We start from the raw sequence: 19,308 nt of genomic DNA, 5'->3' as shown, positions 1-19,308 counted from the left end.
CCCGTTAAAATACCAACTTGTCCCAAGGGTTTACGCATTTGTAGCATGTAACGGCGTGATACTCGGCATTACCCAGTTGGCAGGATCAAATAAGCCGCTAATGCGTTGCGCCTCGTTGGTAATTCTACGGATACCTCTTGAGGGGGGCATATATGACCAGGCAGTTTTTCGGCACCGACGGTATTCGTGGGCGTACAAACCAAGGCGCGATGACCGCTGCCACCGCCATGAAGGTAGGTCAGGCCGCCGGTTCGCACTTCCTGCGTGGTGAACATCGCCATCGAGTCGTGATTGGCAAAGATACCCGCCTCTCCGGCTATATGCTTGAAAACGCCATGGTTGCCGGCTTTACCAGCGTCGGCATGGACGTGGTGCTGCTAGGGCCGATGCCGACCCCGGCGGTCGCCCTGCTTACCCGCGAACTCCGCGCCGATGTCGGTGTGATGATTTCTGCCAGCCACAACGGTTATGAAGACAACGGCATCAAGCTTTTCGGTCCTAACGGCTTCAAGCTTTCAGATGCGGACGAACTGGCTATCGAAGCCTTGCTCACGCAAGATGTCGATCTGGCCGCACCGTCCGAAATTGGGCGTGCGCGCCGTATTGACGATGCGCCGGGCCGCTATATCCACGCTGTCAAAAGCTCGCTGCCTTCAACGGTGAGGCTCGATGGCCTGAAGATCGCGATCGATTGCGCCAATGGTGCAGCCTATCAGGTCACGCCGTGCGCGCTGTGGGAACTGGGTGCGGAGATCGTGGAGATCGGCGTCAATCCCAACGGCAAGAACATCAATGATCGCTGCGGTTCCACCCATGTCGAATTACTCCGCGATACGGTGATTTCGTCGAGTGCGGATATCGGCATCGCGCTGGATGGCGATGCCGATCGCCTGATCGTGGTCGATGAAAAGGGCCGGACGGTGGACGGCGACCAGATCATGGCGCTGATCGGCGGCCAGATGGCGGCGCGGGGAGAACTGCGGGGCGGCGGCGTGGTCGCCACGGTCATGTCGAACCTTGGCCTCGAACGCTATCTCGATGGTCAGGGCCTCACCCTTGAGCGTACTGCGGTAGGGGATCGTCACGTCCTTGAGCGGATGCGCGCGGGTGGTTTCAACGTGGGCGGCGAACAGTCGGGGCACATGATCCTGCTGGATCACGCAACCACCGGCGACGGCACGATCGCCGCGTTGCAGGTGCTGGCGGCGCTGGTTCAGTCGGGTAAGCCCGCCAGCGAACTGCTGCACTTGTTCGATCCGGTCCCCCAACTGCTGCGCAGCGTGCGGTTTGCCGGAGGCCGACCGCTGGAAATCGACAGCGTCCGGACATCCATCGCAAACGCCGAGGCGTCACTGAACGGCCGGGGTCGCCTAGTCATTCGCCCCTCCGGCACGGAGCCGGTGATCCGCGTCATGGCGGAAGGCGACGACGCAGGCGAAGTGGAAGCAGCCGTCGCGTCCATTTGCCATGCTGTGGAAAGAGTCGCAGCCTAAGCCGTCGCAGCTGCCCTATTCAACGGCGCCGATCAGCGCGCCGTCACGAGCAATTTCTGCCAGTCCCCATCAAGTGGTTTGTCACGGTCGGCCATGATCGCGGGACGGTTGGGCCGTGACGCTCCCAATGCCGCAATAGCCCGCTGGATCGTCGCGACGCGGTCCTTCCAGGCCGGGTGAGAGCGGCTTCTAAGTGGTCCGCCAGCGTGCTTCGGCCCGAAGGCTTGCCAGAAACGGACGGCAATGTCAGGATCGTAACCCGCGTTGGCGAGAAGGGATACCGACAGGATATCTGCTTCCAGTTCGGTCTGCCGGAAATAGGCCACGTTGCTGCCGAAGCCCGACAAAAGCCCATAATCGACGCCTTTGGCTTCGAGCCGATCACGATGGCGCAGGATGTTGTGCGCCAGCTCGTGAGCGATCGGAGCCGCCACTAAATCGGGATAATCCGCAAAGAACCTGCTGCCGATCTGGACCATTTCCCCGTCTGCGCGGGCAACAAATTCTGGCCCAACCGCCACTTCGAATCGCGTGCGGCACGCGGGAACAGGATGAACCGTCATCATTTTGTCGATCCCATTGCGCCGGACGTTTAATTTCATCGGCACTCCGGCCGGCAAGGCGGCTATCTGCCCCGCCAGCCTGATCAGTTCGGCAGTTCCGGCATCGCCGCCAAGGTCTGCCGCATCGAAGCGTACGGTGCCTGCTCCGAGCACCGCGTCATCCGCTTTCACGCCTGCTGCCGCAGCGGGTGATCCAGGAAGCACCGCCTCCACCCCTGCCGGACCATCGAAACGGAAGTGCCGGATTGCCTCATCTCGAACACCGCGCGCATATTGCGTCGGCGTATGTAGCAACAGCCCCAGACCCGGCTCCTGCCGATCGCACAGGGGCGCATTTGCGACAGCCAGTCGATAGCCAATCTCGGTCAGTTGCGTATCGACTGCCCGTATGTTCTCGAATTGCGGGCTATCTGCCGCCGGGGCGGACGCGGAGGCACCGGCCATCGCAGCAACGCCGATTGCTATGTGCAAAAGGCAGCGTACCGTCACTTTTCGGTGGTTTATGCTTGCAACGCGGCGAAGTTTGATCATTGCGGACATTCGACGTTCATCGCCGCCAGGGTACCGCAACTTCCCAATGCTCGCGAAACTTTTCTTTCGCTCTGCCAAAATCGCAGAGCCCGCCGCTGCGGTCCCCGAGGGCCGGCGGATCTATGCTATCGGCGATATTCATGGAAGGCTGGACCTGCTTGAAGGTCTTCTGGCCCGGATCGAAGCCGATTCGGCGGCGCGTGGCGGTGAATACCAACTGATCTTCCTTGGCGACCTGATTGATCGAGGTCCTGAATCTGCAGGCGTAATCGAGCGCCTGATGGTGCTGAAAGCTGAACGGCCTGAAACCCGCTTTCTGATGGGCAACCATGAAGAGGTGTTCCTAACGGTATTGACCGGGGACGGGAAAGCGATCCGCCTGTTCCACCGCATCGGCGGCGCCGCGACGATCCTGAGCTATGGCATTACTCAGGATGCCTATGATGCTGCTGACTTCGGCGAACTGGCCGCAATGGTGGACGCTGCGGTCCCTGCCTCCCATCGGAATTTTCTTACGAGCTTCGAAGATCTGATCGTCGAAGGTGATTATGTGTTCGTGCATGCCGGGATTCGACCCGGCGTGCCGCTGAACGAACAAAAAATCAGCGATTTGCGGTGGATTCGCGACGATTTTCTTGTCCCCTCCACAGCGCATCGTCGACCATTTCCCAATAAAACCGTCGTATACGGCCATACGATAAGTGAATCAGTGGTCGAGGAGATCGGTCGCATCGGTCTTGATACCGGCGCCTATCGCTCTGGAATCCTTACGGCGATGGGTTTTGAAGGGCAGGATCGGTGGGTCCTGCAGGAGCAGCAGGTTCGCGCTACTGTCCCAGCATGAGATTGCCGCTTTGTAAAAAAATGATGGCGCTATCGATTGCACTCGTGTGATACCGTTGCAGACGTTCAACACTTCGCCCCAAGATTTTGGTGCAGCGCATCAATTCGCTTGCGCGCATGTCCAGGCATTGCTAGCCGAGACTCTCGTGTCACGTTTTTTCTAGAAAAAAGGCCAATAGATATGCGTATTAGCAATCTTCTTGTCGCTGCTGCTGTTGCTTCGTCGCTGGTAGCGGCTCCTGCTCTTGCAAACCCTGCTGCTTCGCTCTCGGTTGCCAAGGCTTCGTCGGTCAAGGCTTCGAGCAAGGGCAAGAAGTCCAGCGACCTCGCTGGCGGCGCCATCATCGGCGTTGCAGCAGCTGCTGCAGTCATCGCCGGCGTTGTGATCATCGCCAGCGACGACAACGACAACGGCGACAGCAACTAATCTGTCCTGTTACAGTCAAGGAAATGGCGGCTTTCGAGCCGCCATTTTTTTGTCCGGCGCAGACGCAATACTAAACATTGTATCAGCCTCGCCGATACCGGCCGATGCCTCCACACATCTCTATCAAAGTCTACCACTTCCGTTCTTCATCATCAGCCGTACAGGAATGGGTGTCTTTAGATGACTCCTTGAATGCAGATTGATGCACACCCTTCTCCAGCATATACAGGTAGAGCCGACTAATCGTTGCCGAGACTACCGACAAAGCTGTTTTGTGTAGTTCAATGCTTAACAGCACAATCCATCAGTTTTCCTCACCTCGATATCATTCACAACGGCACTTGATGCTCAAGATCAGCTTGGCCTTCCGTGCTGACGATCATCGTCGGCTTACGCTACCGGTACCAATCGTTTCCTTACCAATCTAAGTTATTGCTGCCACCAGTGCGCCATCTTGGCCAGCGTCAAACGATCAGGCTTTCTCGGCGTGAATTCGCTGCGCGTTTTTGTCGATCTCCACACTCCCACGGTAGGATGTACATCGCCGGCATCATGCCGGTAAATTCAGCATATCCGGGGCTTCTATTAGTGCTCCGCGTACTGAAATTTATGCTGTCAAAATGCGCTCAACTAAGATCTATTAAATGTAAAATTAAGACTAAATAAATATTGAATATTCATGATTATTATTAGTTGGACGATTTACTGATTATATGTAGAATTTTATTTCGCGATGACGAATAATCTTCGTTGCTGCATACTCGGTATGCATCTCAGCCGATAGGCGATCTGGCTGCTAACAAACCACATATGATAATTGCGCCGTTGCGCCCCGACATATGTTTGAGCGAGCAAGACGATCGTTCTGCTCAGTTAGTTGCTCGAAAAAGAGCGTTTGGCCGAGCAGATGCAAAGGCAACTCCACTCACATCGAATGTAATTCCTGTCCACAATGGACATAGTTCGCAAGAAACCAATTTTCTTGATTTCGAATAATGTATTACACCTAAAAAATCGAAAAACGATCTACTCAGACTTGAAGAGGTCGTGTGATTAATTTGTAATTAACTAAGGCAAAAATTAGATTACTTATAGTCTATTATTTTTGTCCGACAAGAAAATGAATGCTGCTTCTTAGTATGAGCAGCAGACTTATTGCTGGGAACAATGTCATGGACAAGCTCGTCGAGACTGCTCACCGCATCACCAACAAGATTGATCGTGTGGTTGTGGGAGATAATGCTCAAGTCGCTGTTCCTGCCAATTCGAACATTAATATCGCCGTGTCCCCACAATCCGTCACTTCGATGACGCGCGATCTCAATGACTTGGTCATTCAGTTTGCCGACGGTTCAGTACTGCGGCTGGCCAGTTACTTTGCCTGCGGTTCGGAAGAGCCAGGCCAGATCAGTCTTGAAGACCCTGTTAATGGAGCCAACTGGCTTGTAAATCTGGACAGCGCCGCTTGTTTGCCCGCTGGCGATCCCGGCACCGGTCCGGTGAATTACGAACTAACTGCAGTAGAAGCTGAAGTGGATACAGCAGCTGCTGCGGGGGTAACCGCTGCGAGCAGCTCGGGTGGATTCAGCTCCTTGGCGCTGGCTGGGCTTGGCGCGGCAGGTATAGGTGGTGTTGCTGCTGCGGCGGGCGGCGGCGGTGGAAACGGTGGCGGCACTCCTCCCCCTGTCGATACGACGCCTCCTGCGGCACCGGTGCTGTCCGCCACGACGGACGATGTCGGTCCGGCCCAGGGAGTCATCGCTAGCGGCGGCGTTACTGATGATGCGACCCCGACTTTCAGCGGTGCCGCGGAAGCGGGCGCCCGAATTTCGGTGTACGACAATGGCAGCCTGATCGGCACAGCCACAGCAAGCTCTTCGGGCTCATGGACTTTCACCCCCGCCCCCGCCTTGGCTGAAGGTGGTCACAGCATCACCTTCACGGCTACCGACGCAGCCGGCAACGTAAGCGCTACGTCTACCTCTTTCCCGTTTACCGTCGATACAACGCCAGCGGCGGTGCCGGGGCTGTCCGCTGCATCGGATGATGCAGGTGCGATTCAGGGCCCGATTGCTGCAGGCGGTACGACCGATGATACGACCCCCACGCTGACAGGTACGGCCGAGGCGGGATCAGTTGTCACGGTCTACGACGACGGCACTGCCCTTGGTACGACAGTCGCGAATGCGAACGGCGCTTGGACTTTTACTCCAACCACACCCTTGGGCGAAGGCGGACATAGCCTGACGTTCACCGGCACAGATGCCGCTGGCAATATCAGTGTCCCATCAGCGCCCTTCGTTTTCACGATCGACACGCTGGCGCCGACTGCGCCGGTTCTGTCGCCATCAGATGGCGTGACGGTGTCCGGCACCGCTGAGGCGGGAACTTCCGTTGGCATTGACACCGATGGCGACGGGGTGGCCGATGCCACCACCACCGTTGCGGCGGATGGCAGCTGGAGCGTTACGCTGCCCGCACCGGTCGCGGCAGGGACTGTCGTCACCGCCGTCGCCACCGATGCGGCGGGCAACGCCTCGCCTTTGGGAAGCGTCACCGTCACCGCCGGGATCGACACCACCCCGCCCGCCGCACCGGTGGTTCTGGGTGCGATCGACGATGCGGGTACCGTCGTTGGTACCATCGCTGGCAATGGCGTAACCGACGATACCACGCCGACCTTCAGCGGCACCGCAGAGGCCGGATCGACCGTATCGGTCTATGACGGCACAAGCCTGCTCGGCACCGCCGCCGTCGATGGCAATGGCGCCTGGAACTTCACCCCCACTACGCCGCTTGGCGAAGGCGCGCATGCCGTCAGCTTCACCGCTACCGATGCCGCTGGAAACGTCAGTGCTGCATCGGCTCCGTTGGCCTTTACCGTGGACACCACGCCGCCGCCAGCGCCCGTGCTCGATCCCACCGACGGCACCACTCTGTCCGGCACAGCCGAGGCGGGGGCCACGCTGCTTATCGACACCAATGGCGATGGCACTCCCGATGCCACCGTGCTCGCCGATCAGGCCGGGGCATGGACCGTCACGTTCACGCCCTCGCTCGCTGATGGCACTCTCGTCAGTGTCGTTGCGGTCGATGCGGCGGGCAATGCCTCGCCTGCCGCCAGCGGTACGGTGACCGTCGCCATCGATACCACCCCGCCACCGGTCCCGGTCGTGGGTGCGGTGATCGACGATGTTGCTCCGGTCCAGGGCACCCTCACCAACGGCGCAGCCACGAACGATGCCACACCAACCTTCACGGGGACGGCAGAGGCCGGCGTCCTTGTCTCGGTCTACGCCAACGGCGTCCTGCTCGGCACAACGAACGCCGATGGCAACGGCGCCTGGAGCTTCACCCCCACAGCCCCGCTCGCCGATGGACCCCAGGCCCTTACCGCCACCACCACCGACAGCGTCGGCAATGAAAGCCTCCCCTCCCCCGCCTTCTCGATCACCGTCGATACCCTCGCGCCGGGGGCGCCTGTGCTTTCGCCATCGGATGGCGTGACAGTTTCCGGCACCGCCGAGGCCGGGGCAACCGTCAGTCTCGATACCAATGGCGACGGCGTGCCTGATGCCGTTACCACCGCAGGAGGCAACGGCGCCTGGAGCATCACCCTGCCCACGCCGCTCGCCGATGGCACCGCCGTCACCGCGACCGCTACCGATGCGGCGGGCAACGTCTCCGCTTCGGGCAGCGTCACCATCTCCGCCGGGATCGACACCACGCCGCCCGCTGTGCCGGTGGTTCTAGGCGCTACCGATGATGTAGGCGCCATTCTCGGAACGATAGCTGCCAACGGCGTGACCGACGATGCCACGCCAACCTTCAACGGAACTGCGGAAATGGGCGCGACCATCGCGGTCTATGACGGCGCGACCCAAATCGGCACGGCGACTGTCGATGGTAACGGCGCTTGGAGCTTTACTCCTGCTCCGCCGCTCGGCGAAGGCGCGCACAGCATCAGCTTTACCGCTACCGACGCCGCCGGCAATGAGAGCGCCGCATCTGCAGCTTTTGCCTTCACCGTTGATACGGTGGCCCCGGGCGCACCTCAGGTGAACCCGACCAATGGTGTGCTCATCACCGGCCTTGCGGAGGTGGGTTCGACCGTTGGCCTCGACATCAATGGTGATGGCGCGCCTGATGCGGTGACCACCGCGGACGGCAATGGTGCATGGAGCATCACCCTGCCTGCCCCGCTTGTTGATGGCACGGCCGTCACCGCGACGGCTACCGATGCGGCGGGCAACGTCTCAACCCCATCAGCCCCGGCGATCGTTGACGCAACCGCACCCGCTGTGCCGCTCGTTGATCCGAGTAGCGGAACCGTACTCACCGGCACCGCCGAGCCGAACGTCGCCGTCGATATCGATCTCAATGGCGATGGCACGGTCGATGGAACCGTGCAGGCCGGGCCGACCGGTGCCTGGACCTTTACGCCAGGGGCCCCCATTCCCGATGGCACCAACGTCACCGTCACGGCGCGCGATGCGGTGGGCAATACGTCTTTGCCCGCCACGGTCGTCATTGATGACGGCGCTCCGTCGGCACCTGTCATCAACAGTGTGGCGGACGATGCTCAGCCTGTGGTCGGCGTCATCATCGAAACAGGCGCGACTAACGATTCCACCCCGACGCTGAGCGGCTTTGCCGAAGCTGGATCGACCGTCACGATTTATAGCGGCACTGTGCTGATTGGCACCACCATCTCCAATTCCAGTGGCTGGTGGACATTCACTACACCGGCGCTGGGGGACGGCGCATACAGCTTCACCGCCACGGCGACGGACGGGCTGGGCAATGTTAGTCCGGCGTCGAGCGCCTATCCGATCACGATCGACACGCTGGCGCCGACTGCGCCGGTTCTGTCGCCATCGGATGGCATGACGGTGTCCGGCACCGCTGAGGCGGGAACTTCCGTTGGCATTGACACCGATGGCGACGGGGTGGCCGATGCCACCACCACCGTTGCGGCGGATGGCAGCTGGAGCGTTACGCTGCCCTCGCCGGTTGCGGCAGGGACTGTCGTCACCGCTGTCGCTACCGATGCGGCGGGCAACGCTTCGCCTTCGGGAAGCGTCACCGTCACCGCCGGGATCGACACCACCCCGCCCGCCGCACCGGTGGTTCTGGGTGCGACCGACGATGCGGGTACCGTCGTTGGTAGCATCGCTGGCAATGGCGTAACCGACGATACCACGCCGACCTTCAGCGGCACCGCAGAGGCCGGATCGACCGTATCGGTCTATGACGGCACAAGCCTGCTCGGCACCGCCGCCGTCGATGGCAATGGCGCCTGGAACTTCACGCCCACTACGCCGCTTGGCGAAGGCGCGCATGCCGTCAGCTTCACCGCTACCGATGCCGCCGGAAACGTCAGTGCTGCATCGGCTCCGTTGGCCTTTACCGTGGACACCACGCCGCCGCCAGCGCCCGTGCTCGATCCCACCGACGGCACCACCCTGTCCGGCACCGCCGAGGCGGGGGCCACGCTGCTTATCGACACCAATGGCGATGGCACCCCCGATGCCACCGTGCTCGCCGATCAGGCCGGGGCATGGACCGTCACGTTCACGCCCTCGCTCGCCGATGGCACTCTCGTCAGTGTCGTCGCGGTCGATGCGGCGGGCAATGCCTCGCCTGCCGCCAGCGGTACGGTGACCGTCGCCATCGATACCACCCCGCCGCCGGTCCCGGTCGTGGGTGCGGTGATCGACGATGTTGCTCCGGTCCAGGGCACCCTCACCAACGGCGCAGCCACGAACGATGCAGCGCCAACCCTCACGGGGACGGCTGAGGCCGGCGTCCTTGTCTCGGTCTACGCCAACGGCGTCCTGCTCGGCACAACGAACGCCGATGGCAATGGCGCCTGGAGCTTCACCCCCACAGCCCCGCTCGCCGATGGCCCCCAGGCCCTCACCGCCACCACCACCGACAGGGTCGGCAATGAAAGCCTCCCCTCCCCCGCCTTCTCGATTACCGTCGATACCCTCGCGCCGGGGGCGCCGCAGGTGAACCCGACCAACGGCGTGCTTGTGACCGGCCTTGCGGAAGCCGGGGCAACCGTCAGTCTCGATACCAATGGCGACGGCGTGCCTGATGCCGTGACCACTGCAGGCGGCAACGGTGCCTGGAGCATCACCCTGCCCGCCCCGCTCGCCGATGGCACCGCCGTCACCGCAACGGCTATCGATGCGGCGGGCAACGTCTCGCCTCCTTCGACGCCCGCTATCGTCGATGCAACGGCACCCGCTGTGCCCGCGATCGGCGTGGTTACGGACGATGTCGGCCCGGTGGTCGGCGCTCTGACCAGTGGCGATCGGACCGACGACCGCCAGCCCACGCTTTCTGGCACTTCCGAGCCGAATGCCCGCATTTCCGTGTTCGACGGTGGCACGCTGATTGGCACCGCGACGGCCAATGGTTCCGGCGCTTGGAGCTTCACGCCCACGGTTCCGCTAGCCACCGGCCTGCACACCTTGACGATCACCGCCGCCGATGCGCTGGGCAACACCAGCGGAGCGTCTGCGCCGTTCGTGCTGACCGTCGATACCGATGCGCCGGGTCTGCCCGCGATCAACGCGGTTACTGACGATGCCGGGCCTGTGCTGGGCGCTATCGCCGCTAATGGTATCACGAACGATACGACGCCTACCTTCAGCGGATCGGCTGAGGCTGGGTCTACAGTATCCATTTATAACAATGGTTTGCTACTGGGCACCACTGTTGCGGATGGCAGCGGCGCCTGGAGCTTCACGCCCACTGCCGCGCTTGCCGATGGCCCGCAGTCCGTCTGGGTTTCCGCCACCGATGTCGCAGGAAATACCAGCGGGCAGTCCGCGTCGTTCGAATTCACCATCGACACCGGCGTTCCGGCTGCACCCGCTATTTCCGGGGCTTTGGACGATGTTGGGCCGGCAACAGGCGTTCTGGCGAGCGGTGCAACGACGGACGATGGCACGCCGACTCTGTCGGGAACGGCGGATCCCGGGGCTTTGGTGACGATCCTGCAGAACGGGACGGCGGTTGCCACCGTAACGGCAAACCCGCTGGGCGCATGGACTTTCACGCCGACCACGCCGCTTGTGGATGGCACCTATAACTACACTGCGAGCACACAGAGCGCGGCAGGCGTGCCCAGCGCGCCTTCTGCGGCGTTCGTGCTGACCATCGACACGACCACCCCCGCGGCACCTGTCATTTCGGCGGCGGCGGACGATGTCGGCCTCTACACCGGCACCCTTGGCAGCGGCGCAGTGACCGACGATGTGCTCCCCGTCCTGTCCGGCACCACTGCCCCCGGCACCACCGTCACGATCTTCGACAACGGCGTCGCCATCGGTGTTGCAGTTACCGATGCCAGTGGCGCGTGGACGTTCACGCCTGGCACCGTGCTGAGCGAAGGAGCGCATGTCTTCTCCGCCACGGCGACCAACGCCGCTGGCAACACCAGCGCCCCGTCGACCAGTTTCGGGCTCACCGTCGATACGGTCGCCCCCGCCGCTCCCATCATCAACCCCAGCAACGGCTCCACGGTGACCGGCAGTGCCGAGCCTGACGCCACCGTGAACCTGGACTTCAACGGAGACGGCATCGCCGATGCTACCGTGGTCGCAACGGGCGGCTTGTGGACATATACCCCGCCCGCCGGATCGCCGCTGGCGAACGGCACCATCGTCACCGCCACCGCGACTGACGCCGCGGGCAACACATCGGGCAGCGACCGGATCACCATCGATTCCGCACCCCCGACCGCGCTGGCGATCACCGGCGTGCTGGATGATGTCGGCCCGCTGACCGGCAATGTTGCCAGTGGCGGCACCAGCGACGATACGCTGCCGGTCATCTCCGGCACGGTAGAGCCGGGCGCGATCGTCACCGTCTTCGATGGCGCGACCCAGCTTGGGCAGGTGACGGCCGGAACCAACGGTCTGTGGTCGCTGCAATTGACCACGCCGCTGGCCGCAGGGCCGCATTCCTTCACCGCCACCGCTGCTGACGCGCTGGGCAACACCACCGCGCCGACACCTGCCTATGTCGTCACGATCGACGGCAGCACCCCCGCCGCGCCCGCCATCACCGGGCTGACGGACGATGTCGGCGTAACGCAGGGCACGGTCGCCAATGGCGGCGGGACGGACGACGCGACGCCGACCATCACAGGCACCGCCACTGCCAACGCCAGCGTTTCCGTGTTCAACCAGGGCACCTTGCTGGGCACAACGACGGCGGACGGCACCGGCGCGTGGAGCTTCACGCCCGCCGCTCCTCTCGCCGATGGGCCACTCAGCTTCACGGCGATCGTCACCAGTCCCGCCGGTATCCCCGGACCGGCCTCTCCCGCCTATACCGCCACGTTGAACACCGTGACCCCGGCGGCCCCGCAGATTACTCTGGTGGAAGACAACGTCCCCGGCATCGTCGGCCTCGTTACAACAGGCGGCCTCACCAATGATACCACGCCGACGATCAGCGGCACCGCGCAGGCCAATTCCACCGTCTCTGTCTTCGACAATGGCGTGTTCGTCACCAGCGTGGTTGCGGACGGCAACGGCGAGTGGAGCGTCACCCCGACGCTGGGCGAAGGGGCACACGCCATCACCGCCACCGCGCTCAATGCGGCGGGCAACGCCAGCCCGGCGTCCACCGCGTTCACCTTTACGATCGACGCCACCGGCCCGGCGCTGACCGTCAATCCATCCAACGGCCTGTCCACCCTGACCGGCACCGCAGAGCCGGGCGTGACGATCAGCATCGACGTCAACAACGACGGCAGCGCCGATACGGTGCAGGCCGATCCTGTCACCGGGGCATGGACCTATACCTTCCTTGCTGACCCCGGCGCGGGCACGCCCATCGCGGTGTCGGCCACCGACGCGGCAGGCAATGCGACCTCCACCGTCGTCACGCTCGACAAGACGCCGCCCGCCACTCCCACACTTGTCGGGGTGAACGACGATCAGGGCGCGGTTCGCGGCGATCTGGCCTCCGGTGCCACCACTGACGATGCTCTGCCGGTGCTTCGTGGCACCGCAGACGCCAACACCCTCATCACCGTGCTCGACAACGGAACTCCGATCGGCACTACCACCAGCGACGGCTCAGGCAACTGGACATTCACACCTGCCTCGCCGCTGACCAATACCGGCCACAGCATCACGATAATCGCCACCGATGCCGCCGGAAACGCCAGCACCCCGACCGCGCCGTTCACCTTCACGGTGCTGACCGGCACGCCGACCGCTCCGGTGATCTCGGGTGTCGAGGATGACACGCTTCCGCAGTCCGGCTCCGTGGGCAACGGCGGCGCGACCAACGACAACACGCCGACGATTTCGGGCACCAGCGATCCGAACGCGATCATCACGCTCTATATCAATGGCGTTGCGCAGGCCGGCCCGATCACGGCGGACGGCAATGGCGACTGGTCCTTCACGCCCACGCTAAACGGCGGCGATGGTACGTATACCTTCACCGCCACCGCCACCAACGCAGCGGGCAATGTCAGCCCCGTGTCCTCCGGCTATGCGGTGGCGCTGGACACCGTGGTCCTGCCCCCCGTCCTCAACATCAGCGACGGAACGACCGTGTCCGGCACCGGCGAAGTCGGCGCGACGATTATCCTCTCGGTCGATGGCGCGCTCAACGGGCAAGTCATCACGGTGGACGGCTTCGGCCGCTGGCAGACCACGTTCACTCCGCCGCTGACTGATAACTCGGTTCTCACGGCGACGGCGATTGATCTTGCGGGCAACACGTCAGGCCCCAGCAACGCGGTCACCGTGGACGATGGGATCAACACGACGCCGCCGTCCACGCCGGTAATCCTGGCGGTGATCGACGATGTCGGCACGGTGGCGCCGGTTCCGCCCGGCGGCGCGACGAACGACGCTACCCCGGTCATCACCGGAACCGCAGCCCCCAACACTGCCATCACGATCTATGACGGCACGACGGCCATTGGCAACACCACCACCGATGGCAACGGCGACTGGAGCTTTACGCCTGCAGGGCCTTTGGGCGAAGGCGCGCACAGCATTTCGGCGACGGCCAGCGACGGTACCCTGCAAAGCCTCAACAGCGCGCCCGTCGGCTTCACGGTCGATACGATCGCGCCTGCCGCCCCGACCATCGATCCCAGCAACGGCTCCGTGCTCAACGGCACGGCGGAAGCGAACGCCTTTGTCGACATCGACCTCAACGGCGACGGTGTCACGGACGCCACGGTGCAGGCGAACGCGAGCGGCGTCTGGACGTATCCGGCCAGCCCGGTACTGGCCGACGCGACAGTCGTGACCGCCACGGCCCGCGATGCCGCGGGCAACGTCTCTCCGCAAGGCACGCAGACGATCGATGCCGCGCCTCCCGCCGTCCCGGTCATCACCGCCGTGACGGACGATGTGGCCCCCGTCACCGGCAACGTTGCCAGCGGCGGCACCACCAACGACACCACGCCCACGCTTTCAGGCACGGCAGAAGCCGGGGCGACGATCTCCATCTATGACGGCGCGACCCTGCTGGGCACCACCATCGCGACCGGCGGCAACTGGACCTTCACCACTGCCGCGCTGGCGACCGGCGGCCATAGCTTCACGATCACCGCCGCTGACCCGCTGGGCAACACCAGCGCCGCGTCCGCGCCCTATACGCTGACAATCGACACCAGCGTTCCGGCCGCGCCTGTCATCACCGGCGGCCTGGACGATGTCGGCCCGATCCTGGGCGCGATCGCCAACGGCGGCGCTACCAACGACAATCAGCCCACGCTGAGCGGCACTGCCCCTGCGAATGTCACCGTTTCGGTGTTCGAAGGCGCGACCCTGCTGGGCACCACCACCAGCGATGGCACCGGCGCGTGGAGCTTCACCCCTCCAACGCCGCTGGGCGAAGGCTCGCATTCGCTGACGGCGGTCGCCACCAATGCCGCCGGCACGTCCGGCGCGGCGTCGGGATCGTTTACCGTGGTCGTCGATACCCTGGCCCCCGCCACCCCGACCCTCGCCACCGTATCCGACGATGTCGGCGTGGTTCAGGGCACGCTGGCGACCGGCACCGTCACCGACGACGCCCGGCCCACGCTGACCGGCACGGCGGAAGCAAACTCCACCGTTTCCATCTTCGACAACGGCGCGCTGATCGGCACCGTCTCGGCCAACGGATCGGGCGCGTGGAGCTTCACGCCCACCACTCCGCTCGCTGACGGCCCCCATGCCCTGACCGTGACCGCAACCGACGCAGTCGGCAACCAGAGCGGCACGACTACCGCCTTCAACCTTACCGTCGATACCGCTGCGCCTGCCGCCCCGGTCATCGCCTCTGCCAACGACAACGTAGGCACCATCCAGGGGGCAATCGCAAATGGCGGCGTGTCTGATGATGCGACGCCAACACTTACCGGCACCGCCGAAGCCAACGCCACCGTCTCCGTCTTCAACAACGGCGCGTTGCTGGGTACCGTTATTGCCGATGGCACCGGCGCGTGGAGCTTCACGCCCGCCTCGCCGCTTGCCGAAGGATCGCACAGCTTCACCACCAATGCGCGCGATGCCGCTGGAAACCTTGGCGCCACGTCGGCGGCGTATGTCGTCACCGTCGATACCACGGCGCCCAATGCACCCGTCATTACCGGTGCCAGCGACGATGTCGGCCCGGTAACCGGTCCTCTCGCAAACGGTGCTGCGACTAACGACACGCAGCCTACGTTCACCGGTACGGCGGAAGCAAACGCCAGCGTCGCCATTTTCGAGAACGGCACGCAGATCGGCACCACCACGGCGGACGGCGCGGGTAACTGGAGCTTCACGCCCACCACTCCCTTGGGCGAGGGCAACCACACGTTCACCGTCCGCGCCACGGATGCCAGCGGCAACCAGAGCGGGGCCTCCGCCGCGTTCTCGGTCCGGGTCGATACCGTCACCCCCGCCGCGCCCGTCATCACCAGCGTCAACGATGATGTCGGAACCGTGCAAGGGCCCGTCGCCAATGGCGGAGTCACCAACGATACCGTGCCGCTGCTGCGCGGAACGGCAGAGGCGGGATCGACGCTGACGATCCTTTCCAACGGCACCGCGATCGGCACCACGCAAGTCGATGTATCGGGCAACTGGAGCTTCAGCCCCAATCCGGCGCTGGGCGAAGGCATCTATACCTTCACCACCATCGCCACCGACGCGGCGGGCAATGCCGGTCCCGCATCGGCAGGCTTCGCGATCACGGTAGACACCACCGCGCCCGCCGTCCCGGCCATCACGGGCATCATCGACGACGTGGCTGCGAATACCGGCACGATCGCCAACGGCGGCCTGTCCAACGACAATCTGCCGCAGCTGACCGGCACCGCCGCCGCCAACACCACCGTCCTGATCTATGACGGTGGCACCCTGGTGGGCAGCACTACCGCCAACGGATCCGGCGTGTGGTCCTTTACGCCCGGAGCCGCGATTGCCGATGGCTCGCACAGCTTCACGGCGGTTGCCGTAGACGCAGCGGGCAACGCGAGCTCAGCGTCGGGGGCCTATGGTCTGGTCGTGGACACGGCATCCCCCGCCTCCCCGATCATCGCCAGCGTCACCGACGATATCGGCACCGTGCAAGGCCCGGTTGCCAACGGCGGTGTCACCAACGACACAATGCCGCTACTGCGCGGCACCGCAGAGGCCGGGTCCACCGTCACCATCCTGTCCAACGGCTCCGCCATCGGCACTGCTCTTGCGGACGGAGGCGGCAACTGGAGCTTTAGCCCGGCATCCCCCCTGGCCGAAGGCACCTACGCCTTCACCGCCACCACCACCGATCCGGCGGGCAATACGGGTCCGGTCTCGTCCGGCTTCACCATCGTTGTGGACACCACGCCGCCCGCTGCCCCCGTCATCACCGGCATCATCGACGATGTCGCGCCGGTAACCGGGACGATCGCCAACGGCGGCATGTCGAACGACAACCTGCCCCAGCTGACCGGGACCGCCACCCCGAATTCGGTCATCGACATCTTCGACGGCACGACCCTGATCGGCACGACGACCGCCAACGGATCGGGCGCGTGGACCTTCACCCCGACCACCGCCCTTGCCAACGGCCCGCACAGCTTCACCGCCGTCGCGCTTGATACGGCGGGCAATGCGAGCACCCAATCCAGCAGCTATGGGCTGATAGTGGACACGGTGGCACCCGCCACACCAACCATCACGAGCGTAACCGATGATATCGGTAGTATGCAGGGTTTCGTCGTCAATGGCGGGGTCACGGATGACACCATCCCGCTCCTGCGCGGGACGGCGGAGGCGGGGTCCACCGTCACCGTGTTCAACAACGGCACCGTGCTGGGCACGGCGATCGCGAACGGCAGCGGCAACTGGAGCTTCAGCCCGCCCAGTGCCTTATCGCAAGGGTTGCATACCTTCACCATCACCGCCAGGGATGGCGCGGGGAACGTCAGCCCCACGTCGAGCGGCTTCACCGTTACGGTGGACACCACTGCCCCCGCCGCACCCATCATCACCAGCGTGAGCGACGATGTCGGCACCATCCAAGGCCCCGTTTCCAACGGCGGCTTTACCGATGATACCACCCCGCTGCTGCGGGGCACGGCGGAGGCCGGGGCCACCATCACCGTGCGCAACAATGGCACAGCGATCGGCACCGCCCTGGCGGATGGCAGTGGTAACTGGACCTTCACGCCCACCACCCCCCTCGGTGAAGGCCCGCACAGCCTTACCGCGCTGGCGACCGACCCGGCGGGTAACTCGGGACCAGTATCGTCTCCGTATATCGTCGTCGTCGATACCATCGCGCCGGCTGCACCTGTCATTCTCTACGCGGTGGACGACAGCTCTTCGAGCAACCGCAATGTTTCCAACAATGGTTTCACTGCTGACACCCGACCCGAATTGTTCGGCACCGCCGCGGCCAACACGCCGCTGCTGATCTATAACGACGGGGTCTTGCTGGGCAGCACTACCTCCGACGCGCTGGGCTTCTGGTCCTTTGCACCCACTTCACCGCTGCCCGATGGCCCGCATAACTTCACCGCCCAAGCAGTGGATCCTGCCGGCAATTCGAGCACTCAATCCAACACGTATGCGTTGAACGTCGATACGGTGGCGCCGGGCCAAACTATCGCCATCACTACCCTGACCACCGATACCGGCATTCAGGGGGACTGGAATACGCAGGATTCCACCCCGACTGTGGGCGGGACTCTCAGCGCCACATTGGGCGCGGGCGACCAGGTACAGGTGCAGATCGATGGTGGCGCCTGGGTCAATGTATCCTCCGCCGGCACCAACTGGTTCTATGGGGCAGGCCAACTGGCTGTGGGCAACCACACCGTGGCGGCGCGAGTGGTCGATGCAGTCGGCAATGTCGGCAGCAGCACTTCACAGGCGCTGGTCATAGAAGCCATTCCGCAGGTCCCGCCGACCGTGCAGGCCAACAGCGCATCGCTGCTCGGGCTGATCGGACTGGACGCGCTGAACCTTATCGATCTCAGCGCACAGTCTCTCACCGCGTTCGATCGGAACAACAACCTGAAAAGCGTTACCGTCAGCTACGGTGCGCTGGTGGGGCTTGGGGTCAATCCTCTGATCGCATCGACCTTGCTGGCTCAGGAACTGGGGCTGCAGTTTTCGGTACAGAACCAGTCTGGGGTCCTTGGCCTTCTTGGCCCATCGTCCACGCTAACCATCACGTCCGCCACGCCGAACGGGACGATCAGCAATTTGGCGATCAATGAACTTCTTGGTTCAGTGCATCTCGAATCATCGATCGCGGTCAACGTGCTGGGCAGTCTGGTGATCACGGCAACCGACACGAACAATCAGACGTCCAACCTTTCAGGCACGGGTAACCTACTCAACCTGAACCTGCTAAGCGCCACCGGATCACCGAATTTCATCGATGGCACAGGCATCGGCGATACGCTGTTCGGCACTTCGGGGAACGACCGGATTTACGGCCATGCTGGCAACGATACCTTGTACGGCGGCAACGGGAACGATTTCCTGCGCGGCGGTGCGGGAGCCGACAGGCTGTATGGTGAGGCTGGCAATGACATTCTGGTCTTCGATGCCGCCGACGTCCTTATCGACGGGGGGATCGGCCGCGATACCCTGCTGATCGAAAGCCCGGCAGGTAGCCCGATCCTCAACTTCGATGCCGTCACAAACGTGCGCAACATCGAAGTGATCAACCTGGGTGTCGGCGATACCGGACGCGCCATCAGCCTGACGCAGAACGCCGTCACCAACATGACCGACGCCAATCAGACGCTGACGGTGGTCGGCGATGCCAGCGATAGCGTGACGATGACCGGCGCGGTGTTCCAAGGACAAACCCTGATCAACGGCGAAGCCTACAATCACTATACGATGGGCACGACCAACATCTTCGTTGATCATCCGGTCATGGTAGTGGTGTAACCATACGGGATAAGAGTTTCAAATAACGAAGG

Annotated in this window: 5 protein-coding genes; 4 read left to right on the top strand and 1 reads right to left on the bottom strand. The window is 63.3% G+C overall.

From position 1 onward, the window contains the following. Nucleotides 1-152 precede the first annotated feature (152 nt). On the top strand, nt 153-1,493 hold the full coding sequence (gene glmM, locus ACZ1JM_RS00335) for a phosphoglucosamine mutase (protein WP_465132118.1): 1,341 nt from the start codon (nt 153-155) through the stop codon (nt 1,491-1,493). Between the two features lie 32 nt (nt 1,494-1,525). On the opposite strand, the gene ACZ1JM_RS00330 is transcribed toward glmM, so the two are convergent. Continuing rightward, the gene (locus tag ACZ1JM_RS00330; protein WP_465132117.1) at nt 1,526-2,500 is read right to left on the bottom strand and encodes a M48 family metallopeptidase; all 975 of its coding nucleotides are present in this window, start codon (nt 2,498-2,500) and stop codon (nt 1,526-1,528) included. Between the two features lie 79 nt (nt 2,501-2,579). Between ACZ1JM_RS00330 and ACZ1JM_RS00325 the strand changes: the two genes are divergently transcribed. The 3 genes from ACZ1JM_RS00325 (at nt 2,580) to ACZ1JM_RS00315 (ending at nt 19,276) form a co-directional block, all read left to right on the top strand. Continuing rightward, entirely contained in the window at nt 2,580-3,431 is an 852-nt protein-coding gene (locus ACZ1JM_RS00325; protein WP_465132116.1) for a metallophosphoesterase family protein, read from the top strand. A 180-nt stretch (nt 3,432-3,611) separates the two neighbouring features. Beyond that, nucleotides 3,612-3,857: a hypothetical protein gene (locus ACZ1JM_RS00320; RefSeq protein WP_465132115.1), complete on the top strand. Its 246-nt coding sequence runs from the start codon at nt 3,612-3,614 to the stop codon at nt 3,855-3,857. Nucleotides 3,858-5,029: 1,172 nt separating this feature from the next. Next, nucleotides 5,030-19,276: an Ig-like domain-containing protein gene (locus tag ACZ1JM_RS00315; protein WP_465132114.1), complete on the top strand. Its 14,247-nt coding sequence runs from the start codon at nt 5,030-5,032 to the stop codon at nt 19,274-19,276. The last annotated feature ends 32 nt before the right edge of the window (nt 19,277-19,308 follow it).

The organism is Novosphingobium sp. BL-S-24 (genome assembly GCF_055521575.1).
This window is presented reverse-complemented; position numbering and strand designations above follow the sequence as displayed.